This is a genomic window from Tardibacter chloracetimidivorans (assembly GCF_001890385.1).
GTDB classification, from domain to species: domain Bacteria; phylum Pseudomonadota; class Alphaproteobacteria; order Sphingomonadales; family Sphingomonadaceae; genus Tardibacter; species Tardibacter chloracetimidivorans.
This window is the reverse complement of the sequence record NZ_CP018221.1, coordinates 2,858,082-2,881,168: the sequence shown is the minus strand read 5'-3', so window position 1 is coordinate 2,881,168 and position 23,087 is coordinate 2,858,082. Positions and strand designations below refer to the sequence as shown.

The 23,087-nt window shown below is 63.7% G+C and carries 24 protein-coding genes, 1 tRNA gene and 1 pseudogene; 7 read left to right on the top strand and 19 right to left on the bottom strand.

Annotated features, from left to right (window positions below; genetic code table 11):
- Positions 1-8 precede the first annotated feature (8 nt).
- From tnpC to tnpA, 3 genes are all read right to left on the bottom strand, one after another.
- Positions 9-1,583: an IS66 family transposase gene (gene tnpC, locus BSL82_RS14900; RefSeq protein WP_158011083.1), complete on the bottom strand. Its 1,575-nt coding sequence runs from the start codon at positions 1,581-1,583 to the stop codon at positions 9-11.
- Positions 1,584-1,695: 112 nt separating this feature from the next.
- Positions 1,696-2,016, bottom strand: a complete 321-nt coding sequence (gene tnpB, locus BSL82_RS14895; protein WP_418361283.1) for an IS66 family insertion sequence element accessory protein TnpB — start codon at positions 2,014-2,016, stop codon at positions 1,696-1,698.
- A gap of 17 nt (positions 2,017-2,033) precedes the next feature.
- Positions 2,034-2,384, bottom strand: coding sequence for an IS66-like element accessory protein TnpA (gene tnpA / locus BSL82_RS14890; RefSeq protein WP_072598820.1), 351 nt, complete (start codon positions 2,382-2,384; stop codon positions 2,034-2,036).
- 230 nt (positions 2,385-2,614) lie between these two features.
- Between tnpA and BSL82_RS14885 the strand changes: the two genes are divergently transcribed.
- Positions 2,615-2,691, top strand: a tRNA-Arg gene (locus tag BSL82_RS14885).
- Positions 2,692-3,264: 573 nt separating this feature from the next.
- Here the strand turns inward: BSL82_RS14885 and BSL82_RS14880 are convergent.
- The 3 genes and pseudogenes from BSL82_RS14880 to BSL82_RS14865 form a co-directional block, all read right to left on the bottom strand.
- Positions 3,265-4,347, bottom strand: a pseudogene (locus BSL82_RS14880) (recombinase family protein); the annotation flags it as partial.
- 346 nt (positions 4,348-4,693) lie between these two features.
- On the bottom strand, positions 4,694-5,116 hold the full coding sequence (locus BSL82_RS14870; RefSeq protein WP_072598074.1) for a type II toxin-antitoxin system VapC family toxin: 423 nt from the start codon (positions 5,114-5,116) through the stop codon (positions 4,694-4,696).
- Positions 5,113-5,361: a FitA-like ribbon-helix-helix domain-containing protein gene (locus BSL82_RS14865; protein WP_158010928.1), complete on the bottom strand. Its 249-nt coding sequence runs from the start codon at positions 5,359-5,361 to the stop codon at positions 5,113-5,115. The genes BSL82_RS14870 and BSL82_RS14865 overlap by 4 nt, the downstream gene beginning before the upstream one ends.
- Before the next feature lie 283 nt (positions 5,362-5,644).
- On the opposite strand from BSL82_RS14865, the gene BSL82_RS21925 reads away from it, so the two are divergent.
- From BSL82_RS21925 to BSL82_RS14850, 3 genes are read left to right on the top strand one after another with little or no spacing between them, the layout of a single operon-like run.
- Entirely contained in the window at positions 5,645-6,604 is a 960-nt protein-coding gene (locus BSL82_RS21925; protein ID WP_503660807.1) for a TrbG/VirB9 family P-type conjugative transfer protein, read from the top strand.
- Positions 6,601-7,824: a TraB/TrbI/VirB10 family type IV secretion system protein gene (locus tag BSL82_RS14855; protein ID WP_072598071.1), complete on the top strand. Its 1,224-nt coding sequence runs from the start codon at positions 6,601-6,603 to the stop codon at positions 7,822-7,824. Before BSL82_RS21925 ends, BSL82_RS14855 begins: the two co-directional genes overlap by 4 nt.
- A complete protein-coding gene (locus tag BSL82_RS14850) occupies positions 7,821-8,042 on the top strand; it encodes a DUF2274 domain-containing protein (protein WP_054725836.1) in 222 nt (73 codons plus the stop codon). Before BSL82_RS14855 ends, BSL82_RS14850 begins: the two co-directional genes overlap by 4 nt.
- A 15-nt stretch (positions 8,043-8,057) precedes the next feature.
- Here BSL82_RS14850 and BSL82_RS14845 read toward each other — a convergent pair whose 3' ends face one another.
- The 5 genes from BSL82_RS14845 to BSL82_RS14830 form a co-directional block, all read right to left on the bottom strand.
- Positions 8,058-8,366, bottom strand: coding sequence for a hypothetical protein (locus tag BSL82_RS14845; RefSeq protein WP_072598070.1), 309 nt, complete (start codon positions 8,364-8,366; stop codon positions 8,058-8,060).
- Positions 8,367-8,398: 32 nt separating this feature from the next.
- Positions 8,399-9,322: a LysR family transcriptional regulator gene (locus tag BSL82_RS14840; RefSeq protein ID WP_072598069.1), complete on the bottom strand. Its 924-nt coding sequence runs from the start codon at positions 9,320-9,322 to the stop codon at positions 8,399-8,401.
- Between the two features lie 98 nt (positions 9,323-9,420).
- Positions 9,421-9,762 carry a Rap1a/Tai family immunity protein gene (locus BSL82_RS21845; protein ID WP_226998487.1) on the bottom strand — a complete coding sequence of 114 codons (342 nt, stop codon included), beginning with the start codon at positions 9,760-9,762 and terminating at the stop codon, positions 9,421-9,423.
- A gap of 72 nt (positions 9,763-9,834) precedes the next feature.
- On the bottom strand, positions 9,835-10,182 hold the full coding sequence (locus BSL82_RS14835; protein WP_072598068.1) for a hypothetical protein: 348 nt from the start codon (positions 10,180-10,182) through the stop codon (positions 9,835-9,837).
- A gap of 74 nt (positions 10,183-10,256) precedes the next feature.
- Entirely contained in the window at positions 10,257-11,138 is an 882-nt protein-coding gene (locus BSL82_RS14830; protein ID WP_072598067.1) for a DUF1259 domain-containing protein, read from the bottom strand.
- A 259-nt stretch (positions 11,139-11,397) separates the two neighbouring features.
- On the opposite strand from BSL82_RS14830, the gene BSL82_RS14825 reads away from it, so the two are divergent.
- Together BSL82_RS14825 and BSL82_RS14820 are read left to right on the top strand one after the other, a co-directional pair.
- Positions 11,398-12,063: a response regulator transcription factor gene (locus BSL82_RS14825; RefSeq protein ID WP_072598066.1), complete on the top strand. Its 666-nt coding sequence runs from the start codon at positions 11,398-11,400 to the stop codon at positions 12,061-12,063.
- Between the two features lie 7 nt (positions 12,064-12,070).
- Positions 12,071-13,444 (top strand): sensor histidine kinase, encoded by a 1,374-nt coding sequence (locus BSL82_RS14820; RefSeq protein ID WP_226998486.1) that lies wholly within the window; start codon positions 12,071-12,073, stop codon positions 13,442-13,444.
- 63 nt (positions 13,445-13,507) lie between these two features.
- Here BSL82_RS14820 and BSL82_RS14815 read toward each other — a convergent pair whose 3' ends face one another.
- The 4 genes from BSL82_RS14815 to BSL82_RS14800 form a co-directional block, all read right to left on the bottom strand.
- A complete protein-coding gene (locus BSL82_RS14815; RefSeq protein ID WP_158010926.1) occupies positions 13,508-14,623 on the bottom strand; it encodes a Cj0069 family protein in 1,116 nt (371 codons plus the stop codon).
- Between the two features lie 14 nt (positions 14,624-14,637).
- Entirely contained in the window at positions 14,638-15,309 is a 672-nt protein-coding gene (locus BSL82_RS14810; RefSeq protein ID WP_193408585.1) for a superoxide dismutase, read from the bottom strand.
- Between the two features lie 120 nt (positions 15,310-15,429).
- The gene (gene chrA / locus BSL82_RS14805) at positions 15,430-16,677 is read right to left on the bottom strand and encodes a chromate efflux transporter (protein WP_083579238.1); all 1,248 of its coding nucleotides are present in this window, start codon (positions 16,675-16,677) and stop codon (positions 15,430-15,432) included.
- Between the two features lie 71 nt (positions 16,678-16,748).
- The gene (locus tag BSL82_RS14800) at positions 16,749-17,627 is read right to left on the bottom strand and encodes a chromate resistance protein ChrB domain-containing protein (RefSeq protein ID WP_226998485.1); all 879 of its coding nucleotides are present in this window, start codon (positions 17,625-17,627) and stop codon (positions 16,749-16,751) included.
- A 145-nt stretch (positions 17,628-17,772) separates the two neighbouring features.
- Here BSL82_RS14800 and BSL82_RS20605 point away from each other — a divergent pair, with 145 nt between their 5' ends.
- On the top strand, positions 17,773-18,048 hold the full coding sequence (locus BSL82_RS20605) for a hypothetical protein (RefSeq protein WP_158010924.1): 276 nt from the start codon (positions 17,773-17,775) through the stop codon (positions 18,046-18,048).
- Here the strand turns inward: BSL82_RS20605 and BSL82_RS14795 are convergent.
- The 4 genes from BSL82_RS14795 to BSL82_RS14780 form a co-directional block, all read right to left on the bottom strand.
- Positions 18,041-19,456 (bottom strand): argonaute/piwi family protein, encoded by a 1,416-nt coding sequence (locus BSL82_RS14795; RefSeq protein ID WP_072598063.1) that lies wholly within the window; start codon positions 19,454-19,456, stop codon positions 18,041-18,043. The genes BSL82_RS20605 and BSL82_RS14795 overlap by 8 nt on opposite strands.
- On the bottom strand, positions 19,453-20,691 hold the full coding sequence (locus BSL82_RS14790; RefSeq protein ID WP_226998484.1) for an SIR2 family protein: 1,239 nt from the start codon (positions 20,689-20,691) through the stop codon (positions 19,453-19,455). Before BSL82_RS14790 ends, BSL82_RS14795 begins: the two co-directional genes overlap by 4 nt.
- A 510-nt stretch (positions 20,692-21,201) precedes the next feature.
- Positions 21,202-21,816, bottom strand: a complete 615-nt coding sequence (locus BSL82_RS14785; protein ID WP_054725869.1) for a DUF6650 family protein — start codon at positions 21,814-21,816, stop codon at positions 21,202-21,204.
- 3 nt (positions 21,817-21,819) lie between these two features.
- The gene (locus BSL82_RS14780) at positions 21,820-22,737 is read right to left on the bottom strand and encodes a hypothetical protein (RefSeq protein ID WP_072598061.1); all 918 of its coding nucleotides are present in this window, start codon (positions 22,735-22,737) and stop codon (positions 21,820-21,822) included.
- Positions 22,738-23,087 lie beyond the last annotated feature (350 nt).

Genomic DNA, 23,087 nt, shown 5'->3' with positions numbered 1-23,087 from the left:
GGCTTGGGTCAGGCCCCCCTGGCGAGCGCTGGCGCTGGCGACCAGTTCCAGGGCAGCAACTCGCCCAGGCGGCTCGCCGGATAATCGGCGATGCGGGCGAGCACGTCGGCAAGCCAGGCCTGGGGGTCGACGTCATTGAGCCGTGCGGTCTGGATGAGCGTGTAGAGGACGGCGGCACGTTCGCCGCCCTTGTCCGAGCCGCAAAACAGCCAGGCTTTGCGGCCGAGCGGCACGCAGCGCAGCGCGCGCTCGGCGGCGTTGTTGGTAAGACAGATCCGCCCGTCATCGAGGAAGGCGGTGAACGCTTTCCAGCGGCGAAGCATGTAGGCAATCGCCTTGGCGAGATCGTGCCCGCGCGACAGCTTTGCGGCTTGTGCGGTGAGCCAGGCGTGGAGCTCGTCCATCAGCGGGGCGCTGTGCTCGCCGCGCACGGCGAGGCGCTCGGCGGCGAGCAGCCCATTCATCGTGCGCTCGATCTCAAACAGCGCGTCGAGCTTCTGCACCGCCTCGAGTGCGATCGGGTAAACCATGGCCGTGCGCTCGCCGCGGCTCTTCTTCCTCGCCGCACCCTCGATGTCGGCTAGCTCGAAGAATTTACGCCGGGCATGGGCAAAGCAGCCGGCCTCGCGCACGGGGCCGGGACGCCGGTCCTCGCGGTACAGATCACCATAGCCGCCATAGGCATCGGCCTGGAGGATGCCCGCCCACGCCGCAAGATGCGCGGATGGATGCATGCCTCGTCGGTCGCGCGAGTAGCGGAAGAAGGCCGCTGGCGGATCAGCACCGGCAAACGGTCGATCGTCGCGCACATAGACCCACAGTCGCGCGATGTCGGTCTTGCCCTTTGCCATCACCGGCACGGTGGTGTCGTCGCCATGCAGCCGCTGAGCGGCGAGCACATGCGCCTCGATCAGCCGGTGGAGCGGCATCAGCGCGACAGCCGCCGCACCAACCTGATCGGCTAGCGTCGAGACGCTCAAGGGCACGCCCTCACGCGCAAAGCGCTCGGCCTGGCGATTGAGCGGCTGATGCTGGCCGTACTTCTCGAACAAGAGCATGGCGAGAAAGCTCGGGCCCGCCCAGCCACGCGGCACGACATGGAACGGGGCCGGCGGTTGGCTGACCCGCTCACAGGCGCGGCACGCGAAGCGCTCGCGCACCGTCTGGATCACCTTCCATGACCGCGGGATCACCTCCAGTGTCTCGGTCACGTCCTCGCCGAGCTTACTCAGCCGATCGCTGCCACAGGCAAGACACGCGCAGGGCGACGGCACGACGACGCGCTCGCGCGGCAGATGCTCGGGAAACGGCTTGCGTGCTGGCTGCCGGCGCTGGAAGCTGCGCACGCTCGCGGTCTTCTGCGCGGCCGCTTCGGCAACCAGGGCATCCTGGCTGGCGTCGGCCTCGAGCTCCTCGAGCTGCAGCTCCATCTGGTCGAGGAGGCGACGCGTGCGCTCGGCGCTGGCGCCATATTGCTCGCGCTTCAGCCTGGCGATCTGGAGCTTCAGGTGGGCGATCAGCGCGTCGGTTGCCGAGGCTTTGGCGCGCTCGTTGGCAAGCTCTGCTGACAGCTGTCCCACCATCGCTCTCAGCGCTTCGACATTGTCGGGAAGGGCAGCGGTGGCGGTGTCCACGAGCTTGAGTGAATCACCCCGAGCGCCCGGCGGCAAGGCCAAAATGCGACCGCAAGCCGTCTTATCCCGCGCTGCGTGGCCGCCAGCTGTACTGCGGGTTGCGCCAGTCGACGCCGTCCAGAAGGCAAGCCAGCTGTGAGGCCGTCAACGACACGACGCCCTGGGCTGCCGAGGGCCAGATGAAACGGCCGCGCTCGATCCGCTTGGCGTAGAGCGACATGCCAACCCCGTCATGCCAGATGATCTTGACGAGCGCGCCGCCGCGGCCGCGGAAGACGAAAAGATCGCCGCTGTGGGGGTCGCGGCCCAGACCCTGCTGCACGATGAGCGCCAGGCCCTGCATGCCTTTGCGCATGTCGGTGTGACCCATCGCAATCCACACCCGCGCACCCGGTGGGATCACCGCAGCGCTTTCAGGACGGCGGCCGCAAGCGCCGGCGATGCCGACGCAAAGAGGCTCACCCGCCGGCCAGCAGCGAGCTCGACGACAATCGCAGGTGCCGTGCTCGGCGCGGGTCGCCCGGCATCGTCGACCACCACGGCTTGCGCAAAGCCCGTCGTCGGCAAAGCCGCGGGCGCGGCCGCATCGCGCAGCTTGCGCCGCCAGGTATAGATCAGCCCCGTCGAGAGATCGTAGCGGCGGGCCACAGCCGTCACGTTGGCGCCGGGCGAAAATGCCTCGGTGAGAACCTGAAGCCGCTCGTCTCCGCTCCAGCGTCGACGCCGCTCGGCCCCCGAATAAACCGTCATCGTGCCCAAAGACCGCTCCTGAGTGCGCTCGCAAGAGCACCCTTAAGAGCGTTCGCTTACCCCCGCGACAAGGCGGCCCTCACCGGATGGATACTTCGAGCAAGAGTTAAGCGCGCGATGGTTTTGCGGTGAGGATGGGTCTCGGTTGCGCGCGATCGATCAAACTGGGATAATATTTGGTCTACGTCGATTGACCCGCGCGAGGTCGCTGCGTTAGTAGCGCGCTTGATGCACCCGTAGCTCAGCTGGATAGAGCGCCACCCTCCGAAGGTGGAGGCCGCACGTTCGAATCGTGCCGGGTGCGCCATTTCGGTTCAAAACCACGAACGCCTAGCACCGCCGCCTCTACCCCAGAGGCGGCGGTGAGGGTTCGGAGCAGTTCGCTGCGCAGGCCGCGAATGCGGACCTCTTTCCGGCTCACGACTTCGACTCGCTGCGCGACCGCGCGAACCTGATCACGAGCGAACGTGCCGTCGCCGTTCCGCAGTTTCTTGCGCAGGGCAGCCGCAAACGCGCGCAGACTCTCCGGCGTGATCGCCGGGCCAATCTTCACGATATGCGCCAAGGCGCGCTCGGAGTTGCCTTTGGCCTGGTCACGCGTCGCGGTCAGCTCGGCGATGCGATCTTTCAGCGACGGGTCGCTCACGTCGATGACGCCGTTCTCGATCGCGTCATAGAGGCGCCTGAGCTTCGCTTCCGCCTCGGTCGCACGCCGCTCAAGATCGGCGACATGCTCGCGACGCTGGTTCACCCACTCGTCGCGCCGTTCGAGGATCTGATCCATCAGAGCTTCGAGCCGCGCCGGGTCGAGCAGACGGTCTTGGAGATGATCGACCACTGCCTCATTGAGACGGTCCATCGGCACGGTGATGCCTGGGCAGCCGGTCGCACCCTGCCGCGCCTTCGTGGAGCAGGTGTAGTAGCGATACTCCCGGCCGACGCTGCTGGTGCCCGTGCGCAGCGTCATCGCACCGCCGCAGCACGCGCAGAAGCAGATGCCGGTGAGCAGCGTCGGGCCACCCACCGCCATCGGCGCCATCATCTTCGGGCTGCGCGCCTTAAGCGAGCGCTGGACCGCCTCGAACTCAGCTTCCGAGACGATTGCGGGCACTTCCATGACCGCGTGTTCGCTCTCGGGCTTGCGCGTCTTCGTCTTGTGATCGCGGGTGTTGAAGCGGTGCTGGCCGATATAGGTCGTGCGGGTGAGCACCTGATGCACCGCGCCCAAGCCCCAGCGCCCGCCGTCGCGGGTGCGGATATTATTTTCGTTCAGCCAGGTGGCGATCGACTTGAGGCCCATCGGCCCCCGGTCATCGACGCCGTTGAGTGCCATGCGGTAGATGCGCCGCACCGTTTCGGCTTGGATCGGGTCGATCTCCAGCTTCTTCTTGATCTTTGCGCCGCGCTCACCGGCCGCGACCACGCGATAGCCGATCGGCGCACGCGCACCGTTCAAGAAGCCTTGCCGGGCGTTCTCCTTCATCGCGCGCAGGGTGTGCTTGCCGTTTTCCTTCGACTGATATTCGTCGAACAGTGTCATGATCTGGCGCATCATCACGCTCATCGGATCGTCGCCCAAATCCTGCGTGATCGAGATCAGCCGCACACCGTTCTTTGCCAGCTTGCGGACATAGAACTCGAACTGGAATTGGTCTCGGAAGAAGCGCGAGAAGCTGTGGACGAGGATCACACTGAACGCCGGCGGCTTCTGCATTGCTGCGTCGATCATCGCCTGGAACGCCGGGCGGCGATCGTCGGTCGCGGTGTTGCCCGGCTCGACAAACTCGGCCGCAACCTCCCAGCCGCGCGACAGACAATAGCCTTCGATCTGGCGACGCTGGTCGGGGATGGACAGGTCGCTTTCAGCCTGCCGGCCGGTCGAGACGCGCAGGTAAAGCGCAGCGTGGGCGATGGCTACGACCGACGCCTCATCCTCATCTCGTCGCAGGGCGGCGCTGGTCATGACGCTTCACTCCTCACTTCACGGCAGCGTTCCGAACAGCTTGTCCAGCTCTTGCCGCATATGACCTTCGATCGCGCGCAACTCGGCGTCGCCGATTGGAACTTGCTCCGGCAAGTCGTCGGTGACGACGATCGGCCCGTCATCCTCGCGCGATCGGCCCGAAGCGCGGCGCGGTGCGACACGGTCGACATAGTCGTGCAGGTCGTCCGGGCATTCGGCCCAGCGACGAGGCGTGCGGCGGCGGAGCTTGCGCGGAAGGGCCATCCTGACACGCTGCGTCGCGACCGCGCCGCGTGCAAAGGCTCTGTCGCGGCGTAGCGCAGATAGGAGCGTGCTGCGGCGGGCGTCATGCTTCGCCCCACGGATCGACAACGGTAATCCCGCAATCGATGAAATCGCGGACGTTGCGAGTCGCCAGCCGCGCGCCGCGCGAGCGCACGATGGCGGCGATTTGCGCGTCGATCTGGCTGATCGGCTTGCCACCCTGTTTCCGCCCGGCGGCGATCTCGGGATAGACAAGGGCCGCTTCGGTATCGAACGGCAGGACGCGCCCCGCCAAATCGACATCGAACATCGGACGTGCGGCTGACAGCAGATCGTCGCGTCGGCGTCCCTCGGGCAGCAGCGCCAGACCGTAAAAGATTTCCGCCTGCGTCAACGTCGTCGTGAACACCCCCGCCATCGGCTGCTCGCCCATCCACGCCATGACCTTTGCGTCAGGTTCGCGCCGCATCAGCTCGGAAATGACGTTGGTGTCGAGGACGATCATTCGCCGAAGTCCACCGGCTGCCGGATCGCCTCGCGCGGCATGTGAGGCAGATCAACGCCTCCCAACGGGCCGAACCTCTCATGGATTGCGTGAGCGAGGTTGCGGGGTCGCGGATCGTCGGTGGAGAGGGCCGAGCGCAATATGTCGCGCGCCTCGTCTTCCATCGAGCGGCCATTGACGGCTGCGCGCACGCGGAGGCGCTTCTTGATCACATCGTCGATGTTTCGGATCGTCATCACCGCCATGTTAGCCTCCATAAGTCAATGACTGCATGTTAGTCGATGCTGTTGGAAATTGCAAGGCTAGAGGGTTTGGCGCCTCCCTGCGGGACCGCTGCTCTATCTCCGCTGCGCTCCGACCGAGCCCCTGATGGGTCTCTGCCCTGCCGGGTGACGATCAGCATGGCGGGGCGGCGCGATCCCGCGCCGATCGCCAATCCGCTGCGCGGATTCACATCGCTTTGAGCTGCGGAGATCGGGCCAGGGCTGCGCCGGCCCGATCGCATTGGCGGTCGTTGCACTCCCCGAGATGGGGTGGGCGTCGCTTCCCTTTAGGCCCGCCGCGCCGGGCCGCAACGCGCGTGCCGCGCTTACCTCCTCTGCGTTCCGGCCCTGCGGGTGCGGCCCGGCTCCGTCGGCGGGCCTGCCGGTCGCTCTTTCGCCGCCCACCCCATTCCGGGGTGTGTGTGGTTTTAGAAGGAGTAGTGTGATGAACGCTGTTACCGAAACCGCAGCCGCCGAGCCTGTGTCGGGCGTCGAGATTTTCGTGCCGCTGGCCAAGCTCAAGAAGTCCCCGCGTAACGCCCGCAAGGTGCCGCATGGGGAAGCCGCCATCGAGGCGCTGGCCGCTTCGATCCAGCACAAGGGGCTGATCCAGAACCTTGTCGTGGAACCCGAGGTCAAGGAAGACGGAACGCCGACCGGCTATTACCTCGTCACCGCTGGCGAGGGTCGAAGGCTGGCGATGCTGCTGCGCGCCAAGCGCAAGCAGATCAAGAAATCCGAACCTGTGCGCTGCTGGCTGGTCATCAACACCGATCGGCGCACCTATCATCTGGAGCTGCGCGCGACACCTGCGACCTACATGGCCTCAGTGTCGTGGACCTACCCGCAAGATCAGCTCATCGCGCTACGCGGCGGCAACATCGCCGCTGCGACGGTCGCGCCGGCCGCGACCGGCGTGGATGTGACTTCGCTCAATTTCCGTTATCGCATCGAGGGCGACCGCGCCCCGTGGCGTCCCATTCGTGCGTTCGACGACTCCCGGCAGGTGTTCATCGAGTTTCCGGCGGGGATCTCGCAGGGCGAGATGCCGCCGCTGTTCGTTACCGGCGCGGCCGGGGACGCCGAGCTAGTCAATTATCGCGTGCAGGGCCGCTACATGGTGGTGGACCGGCTGTTCGCCGCCGCCGAACTGCGCCTGGGCGATCGGCGCAATGAACAGCGCGTCCGCATCGTGCGCGACGACGGACGGGAGCGGCGGCCGTGAACGATCGCACCGACATTCCCTCCGCCGAGCCGGCCGCGCCGCAGCCCCTTCCCGCCGATCCAAAGCCATTCCAGCTTCGAGGCGATCCGCCCCGCGTCATGCGTCTGTCCCGCAAGGCGCTGACAGTCATAGGCGTGGCCGCCGGCCTCGGTATCGGCGGCTCGCTGATCTACGCGCTCAAACCGGCTGGTGAACGGCAGGCGGAAGAACTCTACAACACCGAGAGCCGCGCCACGGCCGAGACCATCACCTCGGGACCGAGGGACTATGCTCAAGCGCCGCGCCTTGGGCCGCCACTTCCCGGCGACCTCGGCGGCCCGATCGTGTCCGCCCAGCAGCGCGGCGAGAACGTGCCCGTGCCGCCGATCGGCACGCAGCCGGCCCAACCCGATCCGCGCGCGCAGGCCGAGGAGGCTGCGCGCCAGCGCGCCCAGCAGGAACGTGACGCTGCCCGAATGAGTGGCGTATTCCTCGGCGGCAACGCGGGCAACGCCGGAACGGCGCCGGCCCCGTCGCTGATCTTGCCCGACCAAGCCGCGCAGCCAACGCAGCAGGCGAGCGCAGCGCAGGGCGATCAAGCTGGCCGGCGCGCTTTCATGGCGCAAGCCTCGAACCAGCGAACGGTGAGCGCGGAGCGGCTGATCGCACCCCCGTCGCCCAACATCGTGCAGGCCGGAAGCATCATCCCGGCCGCGCTCATCACCGGGATCAGGTCCGATCTTCCCGGCCAGATAACGGCGCAGGTTACGCAGAACGTCTATGACAGCCCGACAGGCCGCATCTTGCTCATCCCGCAAGGTGCCCGGCTGATCGGCGAATACGACAGCGAGATCACCGCCGGGCAGACCCGTGTTCTCCTCGCCTGGGACCGGCTCATCATGCCGGACGGGCGCTCGATCGTTCTCGAGCGCCAGCCAGGCGCGGACGGCGCTGGGTTCGCCGGCCTACAGGATCGCGTGAATCAGCATTGGGGCAATCTGCTCAGGGCGGCGGCCGTCTCGACTCTGCTCGGCGTCGGCGCCGAGTTGGGCCCGGACAGCGAGGATGACTTGACCCGCGCGTTACGGCGCGGCTCGCAGGACACGATCAATCAGACCGGCCAGCAGATCGTTCGGCGGCAGCTCAACGTGCAGCCGACCCTTACCATCCGGCCGGGCCATCCGCTGCGCGTGGTCATCACCCGCGACCTAGTGCTCGAACCTTTGGGAGCGTCACGATGACGAAATTGAAGCTGGGGCCATTGGTGGACGATCGGCCTGTCAAACTGACGGTGGAGCTACCCGCCGGGGTCCACCGCGATCTTGTAGCCTACGCCGCCGCGCTCGCGGCGGAGACCGGCCAGCAACCTATGCCGCCTGAAAAGCTGGTGGCGCCTATGCTTGCGCGCTTCATGGACACCGACCGCGGCTTTCGTCGCCACCGCGCGCAAGGCAGTTAAGGGGTTCCCGGCTTCTCAGTTGCCGGTGAAACGCTTGAAGCGATCGCGGCTATCGGCCTCGATAACTGCCTGCTCGGCGTTGGCGTATTCATCACCGCGCACCGAACCGTCTCGACACGCTGCTACGATCTGCCGAGCCTCGTCGATATTGGCCGCAAAATACTGCGTCCCGCGCGCTGCGGTCGGCTGCGGCGCGGCCGGGGCCGGACTGACGGCGACGGCTGTTTGGCTAAGGGGGGCGATGACCGGCCGCAAGACAAAGCCACCTGCGAAGCCGATGACCAAAGTGACAAGCACGATGATGATGGTCCTGCCTTGCGACATCAAAAATTTACTCCACCGACTGGCCGCCTAATTTACTGGAATCTTGGCGAGAAATCAAAAGAGAGCGCATAGCGGGCCTTGATAAATCCAAGAAAGCGCCGCAACGCTGGATTGCGATTGTCGTCTCGCCAGCAACCCGAGTATCCGGTCAGTGCCGGTCCTTGTTCGCCATGAATCGGCCGATAGACGACACTAGGATAGGTCGCTCCGGTCGATCCCTCGCAGACAATGGTAACACCCGAGTTGACGCCGAGGATGCTCAGCACGGTCTCACGGCTCGCCCGCGACATTCGGATGTCAGGCTTACCGCCCGAGATTGGAAGTCTGCCAAGCAACATGTCGCGGATTTCAGGGCCGGGATCGGCCGCGGGCAGAAGGAAGTGCTCGCCCCGAAGATCCGTCCAGTGAATTATGTCCCGTCTAGCCAACGGATGCGAGGCGGGCAACGCGGCTAGCATCCGCTCGCTCCATAGCGGCTCGCAGCGAAATCCGTTGTGGCTGGGCGTCCCCATCAGGATCGCTACGTCGATTTCGCCCGTGTCGAGCCCAGCGAGCAGAACGCTGCGATCAGCCTCGACGCATTCCAGTTCGACGTCAGGATGCGCCTCGCGCCAGCTAATGAGGGTCGCCCGGAGATTGCCGGCGGAGACCGAGCTATTGTACCCGAGTAATAGACCGCCAGCGCGGCCCTGGCCGGCTGCGAGCATCATGGTGACTAGCTTATCTGCCGTTGCCACCATTGGTCGCGCGCCACGAATGAACGCGGCTCCGGCCAGCGTCGTTTTGACCCCAGCCCGCGACCGCTCGAAGATAGACATTCCGATCGAGCGCTCCAACTTCGAGATGGAGCGACTGAGGGTCGATTGTTCAATATCAAGTGCCCGGGCGGCTCTGTAAAAACTACCATGGTCCGCCGCGGCGATAGCATAACGAAGCTGGCGGATTTCAAAGGGCAAGCAGAACTCCTTACTCCGTTCGGTGATATCAGCTACCTGCCAGAAACAATTCCTATCTGAGCGCCGCTGTGGAGCGATTGGGATGATGCAACTTCTTCCTATCGTCGCGGCGCGCAAGGCCAAGTTTCAGCCAATGCTTGTTCGGCGCCAGCAACCATGTGAACGTCCATGAAGTAGCTGTTGTCTTCTGCCCAGCGCAGATAGGCTGAACGCAATCTATTCCGATCGTAACGCGGCGCCCCACACTCGCTACCCCGCGCCACTATCATCATGTCCAGCACGCCTTGAAGGTATGCGCCGCACGCTGGGTTGTTGGCGCGACAGCTTGCAACGAGTTCAGAGCCGTTTGTGTGAATCGGTTGTTCTTGCGCATAACTCGAAGCAGCGAGCACGACGGATGATACACACGCTCCGATGCAATAACCGACAGTCCTAAACATATTTGATCCTCGGATGGTGTTTTCAAAGAATGGGCCTTACCCCCATTCAGGCCCATTCAGACGACTGAGAGTTCAGTCGCCATCCTCATCGCTGTCGTTTTCATTCCCGAGGATTTGGCCTGTCGGCGTAACGAACAGCTCCACGTTCTTGCCAGCCTGATCCTTGCCTTCGATCTCGTAGAGCGTGCTGCCGTCCGCCTTTCTGGTTACCAGCTCGGCTTCGCGGACAGACGCGAGTCGTGTGCGCGCGGCGTTCATCGCGGCCGCCGGCACCTGGTCGAGTGCGACTTCCTTCTCGCTATGCTCGCCGATAATGCGGTTCTCGTTCGCCTCATGGTTCTGCTGCGCCGCGAGCGCCACGCCTGCCACCGTCAACACAGCAGCGCTGGCTCCGATGACGAGAGTTCGTTTGCTAGCCATGTTCCGTTCCACTTCCTTCGGGGCCGGGGGATGAACGGGCGGCGGTCGCGGCCCGACTGGCCGTCGTCCGATTCTTAGTTTTTTCGATTGTTCATTGTGTCGAGTGCCGAGCGGAGACCGCGCGCCAGCTTTGCCGCGTCGTCATTGGCCCAGAAGTGCAGGAAGAACAGGCGCGGCTCGTCGTTCAACATATGGTTGTGAAGCGCTGTGACTTCGATGTCGTTCGCTCGAAGCGCTCGAAGGACGCGGTCTACTTCGCTCGCGATGAGGACGAAATCGCCCGTGATCGCCGCCTTGCCGCCGCCGGTGGGCTGAAAATTGATTGCGGTCGCAGTTCCCATTGATTGAGGCGTCACCATGCCGCCATCCATGAGCCGCTCCGCACGGGGAATACTGTATTGCAGAACGCCACCATTGACCCTGCCTTCGGCTCCCATCAGCTCGTCCAGAGCATCGGAGTTTAGATCGAGGCGAGACGGTGCTCCCGCTCCAGGAGACGGTGGAGAGATCGGTGTGCGGCTTGCGGAAATGGCTTGGCGCAGCGCCGCCGCCAGCCTTACCGGATCGCCATGCGCAGCTATGTGCATGTACATGGTGCCGGGCGCGGACCGCAGCAGGTGATTGTGGAGCGCGGTGATGGTGTATCCACCTTGCAAAAGGCGCGTCATCACAGGGTTCACTTCCTCGTGCGTGAGCACAAGATCGCCCATTACCATCACTTCGTCCCCCATAGGCTGAAACGCGGCCCAGGAGCCGAGCGCCAGCGAAGGCTCTATCGATACGCCATCCAGAACAACGCGCAGGTCGGAGCGAGGAAATCCGTAGCGACGAACTCCGTCCGGCTGCTCGACGCCGGGGCGTCCCAGCGCGGCGTCAACCTTCGCCCAGTCCGGTGCCGCCCAAGCAGGTGCGGCTAGTAGCAGCGTGGCCAACCCCGATAACAGCACCGTCCGCATAGTTTTGCTTCAACTCCTGATGCATAATGAGATCATGGTCGATGCCTCCTCGGGCACGCCAAAGCTGCGACACTCATGCATCGGCGCCGACCGCAAGGCACCTTGTAGATTCACAAGGTCCGCTGGCGGCATTCTGCACTAGAAGGCGATCGAACTCTTGTGCGAACGCAGCCGTCGGCAAACGACATTGGCGCACTGTCGGCACTGCTCGCACGCGGCTATGGTCGGCGCAAACAACAGAGGAGATGCCTCGGGCATTATGCGCCTACTACTGATCGAGGACGACGAGGACACGGGGAGCGCCGTTGTTGAAGCGCTGCGTGCTCGCGGTCACGCCGTCGATTGGGAGGACGACGGAAAAAGCGGACTTGATCGCGCCGTGAGCGGTGCTCACGCGTTGCTGATCGTTGACCGAATGCTGCCAGAGATGGATGGGCTATCGGTTGTCACCGAGCTGCGCCGTCGCCAAGTCGTAGCACCCGTGCTGATGCTCACGGCGCTAGGCTCCGTGGGCCAACGAGTCGAAGGTCTTGAAGGTGGAGCCGACGACTATCTTGTCAAACCGTTCGCGATCGCCGAACTGGTCGCGCGCGTTGAAGCGCTGCAGCGCCGGGCGGCCGGCCCGCCCAGCATCCTCTCGCTGGGCGATCTGACACTCGACCGTCTCGCTCGGACGGTGCGGAGAGGCAACACGCCCATCGAACTAATCCCACGCGAGTTCCAGCTTCTCGAACTACTGCTGAACTCGCCGGCCGTGCTTACGCGGTTGATGCTGCTGGAGACCGTGTGGAAGTTCCGTTTCGATCCTGGCAGGAACCTCGTCGAAAGCCACATCAGTCGGCTGCGGGCAAAGATCGATCGCGGTGACGATCCCCCCCTGATCCATACCGTTCGTGGAGAAGGCTATGCCGCTTGGAGTGATTAGCCGGCTGTTGCGCTCGACGGTGTCCCGTCTTGTTGCGCTCAACGCGCTGCTGCTCGTCATCAGCATGGTCGCCGGCGCGCTCGGCGGCTGGATCGCAACGCGCGGGGTGGTTGAGCGCGAGGCTCGAAATCGCATCGAGCTGGAGTCGCACGTGATCGCCCTCGAAGCGCAACGGGGAGGCCTTGATCGCGCACTGGAAATAATTCGAGCGAAGGCCGAGCGGCCGGGGTCGCCCGAGTATTATTTAGTTGGGCCAGATGGACGCACGCTGATCGGCGACATCCAAATTGTACCGCGAAAGGTCGGTTGGCACTTTATCGACCAGCCTCCGCCGCAACCCGGCGTCGAGGGCGTCCATCTGCTGGCGATGACGCGACGCCTTCCCGATGGATCCCTTCTCATCGTTGGGGAGGATATGGAGCGAAGCGAAGCAATCCGCGACGCTGTTTTCGGGGCCATTCTGACCGCTGGCGGAATCGCGTTGGTGTTCGGCATCATCGCAGGCCTCTTCGCCACGCGGCAGACGCTGCGCCAGATGAAGCGGATCAACGTTACCGTCCGAGCAGTCGAGCGTGGCGATCTCTCGGCGCGGACCGGCGCTCCGGTCGATGCGCGCACCGATCTTGATCAACTCGCGTTGGCCATCGACCGTATGCTCGATCGGATTGACACGCTGGTAGCCACGATCCGTCGCGTGTCGGCGGAGGTCGCCCACGACCTGCGCACGCCGCTCACGCGGGTGAGGCACTCTGTTGAATTGGCGTTGGCACAGCACGATGAAGAGCTCAGGTCTGCGGCGCTGGGTGAGGCGTTGGCCGGGCTGGACGAGGCGCTTCGGCTGTTCAGTGCGGTGCTGGATCTAGCGGAGATTGATGCCGGTAACGCGCGCGCGCGATTTCAGCCTATCGACCTGGCGGAGATCGTTGACCGGGTGGTGGATGCCTATCGTGCAGAGATCGAGGCTTCCGGCCGCAACATCTCTGTGAGCTTAGCGCGAGAAGCGCTGGTCGCCGGTGACGCCGACCTGCTGGCGCGTGCGCTCGCCAACCTGATTGAGAACGCGCTCAAATACTCCGGTGAGCACGCTCGTATCGATGTTTCGGTCACCGAGCAGGCCGACACGTTGACGATGGCGGTCGCCGACGACGGTCCCGGCGTATCCGATTGCGAGGTCTCCGAGATGCTGCGCCCGTTCGGGCGCTTGGACCGAGCGCGGCGTGCATCCGGCAACGGCCTTGGCCTCGCCATCGCCGACGCCGTTGCCCGACTGCACCGTGGAGCGCTGGCCTTTGCGCGGCTCCAGCCAGGGCTGGCGGTCGAAATCAGATTGCCGCGGGCACCGGCGGTGACGGCGGCTCGAATACTGGATCAAGTTGACTGAGCGTGACGAAAGGCGCTTCGCTGGTCCAGCGACCGACTAACGTATCCCGGAACGTGCGAACGTTTATGCCGGCGAAGCCGTGGTTCCTCGGCCGGCGACACGGCGTTCGTGCGCCGCGACCGCGCGACGGTATGCGGCATCCGCCACCTGTCGCACGGCGCTGGGCGGAAACGGCGCGACCGAACTGACGTTGATCTCGCACAAGACATAGCTGTCCGAGCCGCGATCGTCTTTCGGCCCGTAGAGGAAGTCCGCGTCCCACAGGAGCGGCAGCTCGTCATGCTCGATGGCGAGGATGTGCTGCAACCCGGGAATCCACGACTGTTCCATATCGTCTCTGAGCGACTGGAAAGCGCCGGCGTCGGCAGGCTGCATGACCCGCGGCCCCGGCTGCGCCTTCGGAGAATCGACCCCTTCCGCGGGTAGCGGCAATAGCGCGCGGATCAGTTGGTGGCCGAAACCGACGACCGTGCCCTCGCTCACATAGCAGCGGATCATGCCGTCCCCGAGCCGCGGTTGGAACGGTTGGTCGATGAGGCATTCGCCGCGCTCAAAATAGGGTGCGAACCGAGCGATCAGGGCATCGAGGGGGATCTTGAACGGAACGCTGTCCCGCGCGGCGTGAAGGACCGAAACGATCGGTTGGGCGCCACCCCCCCGGTCAGCAACTTCGACCCGCCACACGCCCCGGCCGCCATTGCTCCGATTTTCCTTGAGCACACGCGGCCCGGAAGCCAGGCGTTCAAGAAGCAGCGCGCGCAGTTCCTCCAGATCGGCGTAGCGGTGTGTGTCGGTGCCCCAACCCAGCGCCCGCGTGGCGTGAAGCACGCTTTTCACGCCCATTTTCGCGATGATATCGGGATGCGCGCTGATCGAGACGCCCGCCGCCGCGGCCTCGCGCAAAATCGGATCGAGCCTTGAGCGGTCACCGGCGTCGCTGATCGGGTCGGCCCAGACCATCACGCCATCGCACGTCAGCAGACGGTCGCGCGTTGTACCAGCCGTCTCGTCGGCATATCCAATCGCCTCAACCTCACCGCCCAACTCACGCAGCGCTGCCATGATCGGCCACTGGCGCGCGCTTTGCACGTCCGCAGGGCTGGTGGGGAGGTCGGTTCGCCACAACAGGCCGATCTTGGGGCAAGTGGTCAAGGCCGACTTCACTCGCCTCCCGTTCATCGCCGCTCTCCAACTCAGGCGCTGGCGGTGGCGATCGCCTGCGCATAACGGCGGTCGGTCGCTTCCCAGTCGAGGTTCTTGAACCACGCGTCGATATACCTGGCGGCTTGGGTGCCGTAATCCATGTGAAAGCTGTGTTCATACATATCGAGCGCGAGCAGCGGTATGCCGGCCGCAGCGCCGTGCATGTGATCCCAAGCCCAATGATTGTTGAGCGAGCGCGTGTGGACGTTGTAAGCGAGGATTGTCCAGCCAGAGCCGCCCGCAAGGCTCATGCCGGTGCGGCGGAATTCCGCCTCCCATGTCGCGAACGAGCCGAAGGCGGCGTCAATGGCGTCGCGGACCGAACCGGCCGCCCGGCCGTCGCCGCCCAACCCGTCGAAGTAGATTTCATGCAGCACCACCGAGCCGGTACGGTGCAGTTCCTCGCGTTTGAGGCCGCCGTAGATGGCAGGCGGCGCTTCGGTATCGGCGAGCGCGGCGGCCAGCCGTGGCCGCAATGCGTTCAGCGTCTTGACCGAGCCGGCATAGTTGTTCTCGTGGTGCGACGTGATCAATCGCTCGGACAAGCCCTCAAGCCTGGCCGGATCGAACTTGAGCGGCTTGATTTGATGGTTGCCGGCAAAGGCGGGGACGGTCGACGGCGCGGCGACCGGCGTCCGGGCGGAGGCTTCGTTGATCGTCATGGCGGCGGCTCCTATGCCTAGGGTTGCGATTGCACTGCGTCGGGAGAGATTGTCGATCGTCACATTCGGTCCTTTCCAATATGATTGATTAGGCTGCGTAAGAGTGACGGTGCGTCGCGATCATCCGAACAGGACGAGGCCCGCCCCCGCCGCGGCGAGAACAACCCACAGGATCGTCGTTTTGGCCTTGAACACGTAAAGGAGCGCGAGGGCGACGGCGAAGATCGCGAGCGGGATCACCACGCCGGGCACGTTCACGAGAGTCTTTTGCCCTAGTTCCAGCGTCGTGGCGGCGATCAGCCCGACGACCGCTGCTGATATTCCCTCTAGGAAGGTCTTGATCTTTTCGTTGTCCACCAGCCGTTCAAGCTGGTCATGAAAGAACAGAGAAAAGCTGAATGCCGGCAGGAAGATGCCGATCGTCATCACGATCGCTCCGAGTGGGCCGCCGCCGAAATATCCGATGAACGTCGAGAAGATGATCAGGGGTGCCGGCAGAATCCCCGATAGGGCGAGCCCGTCGAGGAACTGCGCATCCGTCATCCATCCATTGCCAACCGCATCGACACGCAGGAACGGGATGACTGTGTAGGCCCCGCCAAAGGTGAGGAGCCCGGCCTTGAGGCCCGAGATGAAAAGATCCAGCAGCGACGGTTCTTGGTTTGCGACGGGTTGCGCCGAGACCGCATCTCCACCAACCGGACCGGCGAAAGTGACCCAGGCGAAGTAGAGCCCGAGCCCGACGAGCACGGCCATGAGCAGGCCGGCCGTCACCCGCTGACGGCGCGTCGCGAACATATAGACGAGGCCCGCGATCGGCAGGGTGAGCCAGAACGGCGTGCCGACGAGGGCCGCTAGGCCGGCGACGCCCGCGATACCCCAAAGCCAGCGGTCGAGCAGGATGTGACCGCCAATCCGGTGCACGGCGCGCACGATCAGGGCGATGACGGCCGGTTGCACTCCGAGAAATGCCGCGGTTGCGGCGGCAGTCTGCATGATCCCGGTGGAGAGATACAGCCAGGACAGCGCGAACATTAGGACAAAGCCCGGCATCATGAATCCCAGGCCTGCAAGAAGACCGCCGAGCTTTCCTTTAGGAAGCGTGCCGAAGAAGACGCATAGCTCGTGAGCCTCCGGACCGGGGAGCACCTGATACACGGCTAGGATGCGGTTGAACCTGGCACTTGAGACCCAGTGTTCCTCGTCGACCAACTCGCGGCGGATCATGGCGATTTGGGCGATCGGGCCACCCCATGCCAGGAAACCGAACCGCAAGAACTTGGCGAAGATCTGTGCATACGAAAGCTGCGGCAAAATGCCTTGACCTTCCGCAGAACCTACAGCCTCGCTCGGTACATTTGTCTGCATTCACCACGTTCCTCAAGCTATAACAGTCATCTCTCGGCCGAGGGCCGAGTGCCTTGCGCTGACTCCCGACTTCACGGGTTTTGCCGGGTGAAGTAGGCGTAGAAGCCATCGAGCGCGTCGCCGGCACCGGCGATGCGCTGGAGATCGTCATCGAACGTCGCGCACACGCCTGACAGCATCGCGCTGAGTCCCGGCGTTTCCGGCCGCTCAAACTTGTCGTCGCCGATGTCGAGGTCGTGGATGATCTCCCCGATCGCGGCTAATCCCGGATCGCCGTCCAGCTCGGCGCGTAGCAGCAGGGTCTCGAAGCTGCACCGATCGCCCTCATGGGTGAACTCGGCATCGGTCATATCGAAGCGCAGCTCGCCGGCATCGGACGTGTAGCTCCTGCCATCGACGAACTTGAAGCTCGCGTGGGGGTCGATGAATCGTCGGATCAGCCAAGCGCAGGCGATGCGATCGACGTGGACGCCGCGCCGCGTCACCCAGACGCGATGCTTGAGGTCAGCGGGCGACACCGCAGCCGCTTCGCCTGTGCGGCCGACGTCGGGATGGGCGTAACGCTTCTCGTCCAAATCCCGCAGCGCCGCCTCGGCACCTTGACGACCGTGCGCGCCAAAGAAGTCGAGCCGGACAATCTCAGAAAGCCGTCGCTGGAGTTTTGAGATCTCGGTCCCCGACGCCGGCCCAGTGTCGAGCAACTGCCGTGCGGCTTGGGCCAGCTCGTCATAATCGGCATCCCGCGCAGCGTCGAAAAGCTGGCGCAGCTCAACGTCGCTCTGGCCTTCGATCATCTGCGCGTCGATCAGCACCGCCTCGCCGCCGCTGGTCGTGATCTCTGCCAGCAGATCGCGAAATGCGGTTTCGTTCTCCTCGCGACGGGGGAGCACATGAACAGCGTTCTTGAGCGGCACTGCGCCAATCGCCTGCAAGCGGCGCCAGATTTTCACACGCAGATAGGGCGGCTTCGCAGGGATTTGGTGCAGCAATGCTAGCCAATGCTCGGAGTCTTGCGAAGCGTCCATAACGCATATGTATCATTTCCGATGTTTAAATGAAACACGTATATCTCCATCCTGCAACGGTTCAGGAAGGGTGCGGATTGCGGGCGAAGCGCAAGCGACGTTCGACGGCGACGATCGCTGGCTCGTTTCGGTGTTTGGCGGCGCTACGGTAGTAGGAACAACGGGATGTATTCGTTATGTTTATCCTGCACGGGGCACCAAATTCCGCCGCCGGCCGCCGTTTGTGCGCGTCAGCCGCACAGGCTACGATCAGCGAAAACTCAGTGTTAACACGATCGTAGGCACGGCGGCCATCGACGGCAAAAAGTTCGAATCCTGTGGGGTGCAACGAACTTTCACTACATGAAGAATCGGAATTGGTAGGGTGTGCTGCCTAGATTCGTCATGCGCTTGAGGACGCGCGCCAGCACCTTCGCATAACTCATCGTTACGGGTAGCGGATCATACAGCCCGTCATTGTTCCAGTTCATCTTCGACAAGGCGAGCGCCGCGCGGGCGCTGTCGTCCCACGTGCCGTGCCCGGCATGGCGGACAAGTCGGATCGGACGCGGCGTGCCGCGCTGACCCTGAAAATAGGTTTTCGGTCCCAAAGTCTCCACGGCACCGTGCATCCACAGTAGTGCCTCGCGCTCGCCAAGCCCGATCAGTGAGCCACGCTTAATTGGAAACGCCGCCGCCTTACCTCCCGAATTGGCTTGGTCGCGTTCCCAACGCGCGCCGCGCCAGCCCACATCCTCGACCACCTGAATCAAATCGACCGCCTCGCACAGCGGTAGCGCCTCGAAGCAGCCGAGCACTTCTGCGTCTTTGAACTCGGTCGATTTGTGGACCATGACCCGGCGCGGCGAGCGTCCGCCATGCCGGTGACGATACAGCGTCATCGACCGCGTGATGACACGGAACATCTCAGCCTGTGATAAAAAGGGATTATCGCGTTGCACCTGCACATCGGCGGTATCGTAGGCGATAAACTCCAAGCCGGCGCCCTCCGCGTCGAACACCTGGCTGCAACAAGTCACAAATCGCGGTTTGTCGGCACCGTTCGACCGCACCGCATAGGAAATGCCGATATAGGCTGTTTCTGGGTCCACGTCGGCTAGCTGCCAGGGAACGCCGCCGGCCTTGGCATACAGCGCCAGCCCGACTCGCCACATCACGCTCGCACGGCAGCGATAAGCGAGCGCCTTGTCTTCGCGCACGATCTGGATCGGCATCCCGCGCGCGGCCGTATAGGCTTTGAGATGATCGTGGAGATCGAAATCGTCCCCCGCGCCGTAGAAGCCACGCTCCCACCGCTGCGGTAGGTAGATGAACAAGACATCGAAGTCGCTGCGGAACGCCTCAAGGGGCTGGATCGCACGAACGAGCTGTTCGGCGAGCAACACGTGCGGCATCGCCGATTGTGCCATTTCGCTCTCAAACGATCCGTCCAGCTCGACACGGCATTTCTTGGTTGCCGCCGTCACGCGCATGTCGAACACGGTATTGAAGCCCGGCCAATCCGGCAGATAGTCGGTTCGCTCGACCGGGCGCACGCTCTGGCTCAGCTCACGCATGAATGCGAACAGTCGCTCGGACTCGCCCTTCGGGGCCAGCGTCGCTACCCGGATCGGCGATTGCACCAAACCGCGCGAATGGGGGCCGAACCGCTTGAGCCCGCGCAGCGGATGAATGTCCCGCTCGCTCGTTCGCTCGGGATGGAACACCAGCTCGGGTTCGGGATACCATATGGTCGGGGCGATCTCGCTCGTCATGGCTGCACCAGCTTGGAGAAGGCCGTGTTCTTCCCGACTGCGAAGCGAGCATCGATCCCGTCGCCAATCGACAGCGCCAGAAGCGCTTCGCCGGCAAGGCGCTTTGCCCAAAAATCGATAAGCCGATCGAGATCACGATTATAGCGCTTCACCGTCCGTTCGCGCGCGAAGTCGGCGGTGATCGCTTTGGTCGCGTCCGTGACACCCTCAAACACGATCTTTGGATCAAGCAGCAGCCAAAGACCGTCGTCTGCCCAGTCAAGCCGGACCCCGACCCCCTCGTGCCATTTCAGGTCCGGGTGTTTGGGCACGGTGCCAGTCGTCTGATGAGTTATCGCGCGAAGCCCATCCCATGCGCTGTCGGCGGGATCTACTGGCACGAGCAAATCAGCGCTGCGGCGGCGGATCGCACGAACATTCTTGGCGGCACACAGCGCCTCTACCAAGGCATCGCGTAGCAGGCCGCGTTCGCCGGACTCATAGCGCAGGCGCCGCTTCTCGAAGGTGGCCAGATCGAACGCAGTGATTCCGAACGGGTCGAACACTCGACGGAACTCGGCATCGCTGCCGAAACCGAGCACGCCCGCTTGCGTGCGCGTCACGATCAGGCGCGCGTTCGCCTCGGCGACCGCCGAACGCGCCGCTGCGACACCCTCGATCGTGCATACCAGCTTGCGGCAATTGGCCGGGATGGTGACGGCAAGCCCGTTGAGCCGAATGAGGGGCCAGCCCCGCTGGCCCGAGGGCTCGGGAGCGCCCGACACGCGCGACCGTCCTGTTGCCAGCGCGTTGAGAGCGGATGTGTCGAGCGCGGGCAGCAGCCGCACGAGATCACGTAATATCTCATCGAAGCTCTCAATCCGCACCAGCCCGCACTCAACGCCCGCGTCGCTGGCGCGCTGGAGAAGTCGGATGACCCGCCCGAGCGGTGGATCGCTACCGCGATGCAGCCAGAACAGTCCGCCAGGATAACCGCCCGGCTGATTGAGCGCCGTTTCAAGCGCGTCCATCACTGAATCGTCGCGCCCGCTGTAGCCGGCGACTACGAGGCCGGATCGTCGGCAGGCATCCACGAGCTGCTGACGAAGCGCCGCATCCTGCTGGCGCAGCTCATCGGTCGTGTTCTTAAGCCGACGCGAGCGGAAATCGCCGTGCAGCTTCACTGCGATGGGCCATTTTTGCGCGCCGATCAATTGCCCCGCCAGTTCCGGAGCGTCGAGTGCAACGACGCTCAACGTGCCCGTTGTGCCATACGTTCTCGCGCAGGCATCTTCGCGCTCCACCGGGTAGGTTGCTTCGAAGAGCGCCGCGTATTCATCCGGTGAACCCGGAGACGGTAGTCGCTCGGAACTCGCAATGTGCGAGTCTAACAGCGCGCGGATCGCAGGATTACCGAGATCGGCGACACTCTGCGGCGACGCCTTGCGTTGGGCAACGAACAACGTTTGCTTGAATTGCCAGATCATATCCCAAGCGCTGGGGATGCCGGCTGAAACCGACGCACCCGCGCCAAGGAGCCACATTAATTGGCCGGGGCGCAGCGCGAAGCGCCGCACAAAGTCATCGCTCGATAGCTCGCTCGGGCTCGTTATGCTCTCCATCCGCCCATGCCTAACCGATCCACAAGCCTTCGCCAGCAGATTTTGTTCTCTAATGGTTCTCTAGGCTCAACCTTGTGATCGGCAGGTGCGGGAAGCGACGCCACCGTTGTAAGCGCCTGGGCTTCCGAGCAGCCGTAGCGCAGGTCATTCGGGGGGTGGTGGCAGCAGAGGCGGCGCCTCGTAGGCTTCTAGCTGCCACGGCCCCTGGTAGTTCTCAATGATGCCTTCGGTCGGCACGGGCATGCCGGCAATGAGCGCGATCTGCCCGAGACACCGGCTCAGGTGTCCGCGTAAGATTTCGAGGCCGTCGAAATAGGCTTGGCGCACGTCCGGCGGTCGATGAAACTCGCCGAAACGTGGATGCGGGGGCGCATCCTTGTCGCGCCGCAACAGCTCCTCGTAAGTCATAAACTGTCGAATACCAGTCGCCATCGCATCGAGCAGAAGGAACAGCGGTCCGTCCTGCAACTCGGCGAGTTCCACCTCTTTGTCGACGATCAACTGGCGGATTTCCTTGAGCGAAGTGAGAGCTCTCTCGATGCAATCGTCGCAACATTCCCACGCAGATAGGACGCGCCGATCGCGCAAACGGAGGACGATCTCGCGCGCCACACGGCGCTCGCGATCTTTAGGGCTGACCGCAATGCTGATGAAAGGCAAGTTCAAGGTGACGTCACCTATCCGGCCAGCGACTTGGCGGCGAGCGCGGGCGAGGAGATCGGTCAGATCGAACTTGAAGGGGATATCGCCACTTCGCACGGTTCAGGCCTCGTCCGGCAGGGTAATTGATGCAGCGAGAGCCGCCCCAATGGGCCCCGATCGGCGTTCGAGGAAATAGCGGACGCGATCGTCATTGCTGTCATCGAACTGCTGTCCAACCTGACAGGTCAGCAGCAGATCGGCAGCCCAGGTTTCGAGCGGCCAATCCCGCCCGACGCAGGCGGATTTCAGCAGGCTGAAGGTGGGAGATTGGCCGTCATTGAGTTCGACAAGAGCGCGGTGGAGGTTGTCGGCATCGACCACCCGATTTCCGACCGGCATGTCGCCAACGCGGATTCGTTTTCGCAGGGGGTAGGTAACTGCGTAGGGAAGCTCAGGCGGTGCGTAGAGCAGGTAGAAGACGGCCTTGCCGAAATCCCGATTGAGCGTGTCGATCAGTTCGACCTGTCGGTGTCCAGCCTGAATTGCGGCGAAGGTGCAGGTTTCGTCGAAGCTGTAGGTTCGGTGGAGTGCGGCGGCTGCTTGCTGCCCATCGCGGCGGATGAACGCATTCATGCCATGAAGGAAACCAATTTCATCTTCGTCTTCGACATCATGGTTAGTCGGAAAGAGGCGTTTGGATTGGAGCAGGCCAATCTTCTTCGCCACCAGCTTGTCTTGTCGATAGACGAAGACGAGGATCGCAATATCCGCCGTTTCCCAACGCCGGCGTTGCGGAAAATCCCAATCCCAATGGGGAGCGCCTAGGCGCCGCAAACCACCGATGTTGTGAGTATCCATGCGGATGATCGCGCCCGAAGGCAGGAGCGTCGGCGCACTGTTGGGGATCAGCGCTTCAATCAATCCGTCATCGAGCGATGTCTCGCGGATATTGGGGAGATTGGCCAGGCGCTCACATACGTGGCGGTTTGCGTCCGCGAAGACGCCACGGAACCAGGCAACAACGTCGGCGGGTATCACTGGCCAAGGATTCAATCGCGTTCCCCTCATCTGCCGAGGTAATTGCACTACGCAATCCGACCAAGCGGTATCTACGGCGGCGGCAGAGGCAACTTGCCATCGGGAGGCTCGAAAGTGTGGGCCGTTGATCCTACCCCCGATGCTTCTCGAATAATCAGCGGCGTCGCACTACGCCATAGGGCGGCTACCGGCGCGCGGCGGCGGTTCTATAGGAGTGCAAACGGCGATGTGTATTCGTTATGTTTATCTAGGGCGGGGCGCCACCTACGCTAGGCTGCGACCGCCAACCTTGCGACGCGATGCCATACGCATGTGCATCCCATCGTCCTCCGACGAAGTGGTGCCCCACC

Coding starts and splice junctions, on each gene's coding strand:
- BSL82_RS14845 (WP_072598070.1), bottom strand. CDS start 8,366: ATGTCGCAAGGCAGGACCATCATCATCGTGCTTGTCACTTTGGTCATC.
- tnpC (WP_158011083.1), bottom strand. CDS start 1,583: ATGGTGGGACAGCTGTCAGCAGAGCTTGCCAACGAGCGCGCCAAAGCC.
- BSL82_RS14825 (WP_072598066.1), top strand. CDS start 11,398: ATGCGCCTACTACTGATCGAGGACGACGAGGACACGGGGAGCGCCGTT.
- tnpA (WP_072598820.1), bottom strand. CDS start 2,384: ATGACGGTTTATTCGGGGGCCGAGCGGCGTCGACGCTGGAGCGGAGAC.
- BSL82_RS21925 (WP_503660807.1), top strand. CDS start 5,645: ATGGGGTGGGCGTCGCTTCCCTTTAGGCCCGCCGCGCCGGGCCGCAAC.
- BSL82_RS14810 (WP_193408585.1), bottom strand. CDS start 15,309: ATGACGATCAACGAAGCCTCCGCCCGGACGCCGGTCGCCGCGCCGTCG.
- BSL82_RS14815 (WP_158010926.1), bottom strand. CDS start 14,623: ATGAACGGGAGGCGAGTGAAGTCGGCCTTGACCACTTGCCCCAAGATC.
- BSL82_RS14870 (WP_072598074.1), bottom strand. CDS start 5,116: ATGATCGTCCTCGACACCAACGTCATTTCCGAGCTGATGCGGCGCGAA.
- BSL82_RS14865 (WP_158010928.1), bottom strand. CDS start 5,361: ATGGCGGTGATGACGATCCGAAACATCGACGATGTGATCAAGAAGCGC.
- chrA (WP_083579238.1), bottom strand. CDS start 16,677: ATGCAGACAAATGTACCGAGCGAGGCTGTAGGTTCTGCGGAAGGTCAA.
- BSL82_RS21845 (WP_226998487.1), bottom strand. CDS start 9,762: ATGTTTAGGACTGTCGGTTATTGCATCGGAGCGTGTGTATCATCCGTC.
- BSL82_RS14795 (WP_072598063.1), bottom strand. CDS start 19,456: ATGACGAGCGAGATCGCCCCGACCATATGGTATCCCGAACCCGAGCTG.
- BSL82_RS14850 (WP_054725836.1), top strand. CDS start 7,821: ATGACGAAATTGAAGCTGGGGCCATTGGTGGACGATCGGCCTGTCAAA.
- BSL82_RS14830 (WP_072598067.1), bottom strand. CDS start 11,138: ATGCGGACGGTGCTGTTATCGGGGTTGGCCACGCTGCTACTAGCCGCA.
- BSL82_RS14835 (WP_072598068.1), bottom strand. CDS start 10,182: ATGGCTAGCAAACGAACTCTCGTCATCGGAGCCAGCGCTGCTGTGTTG.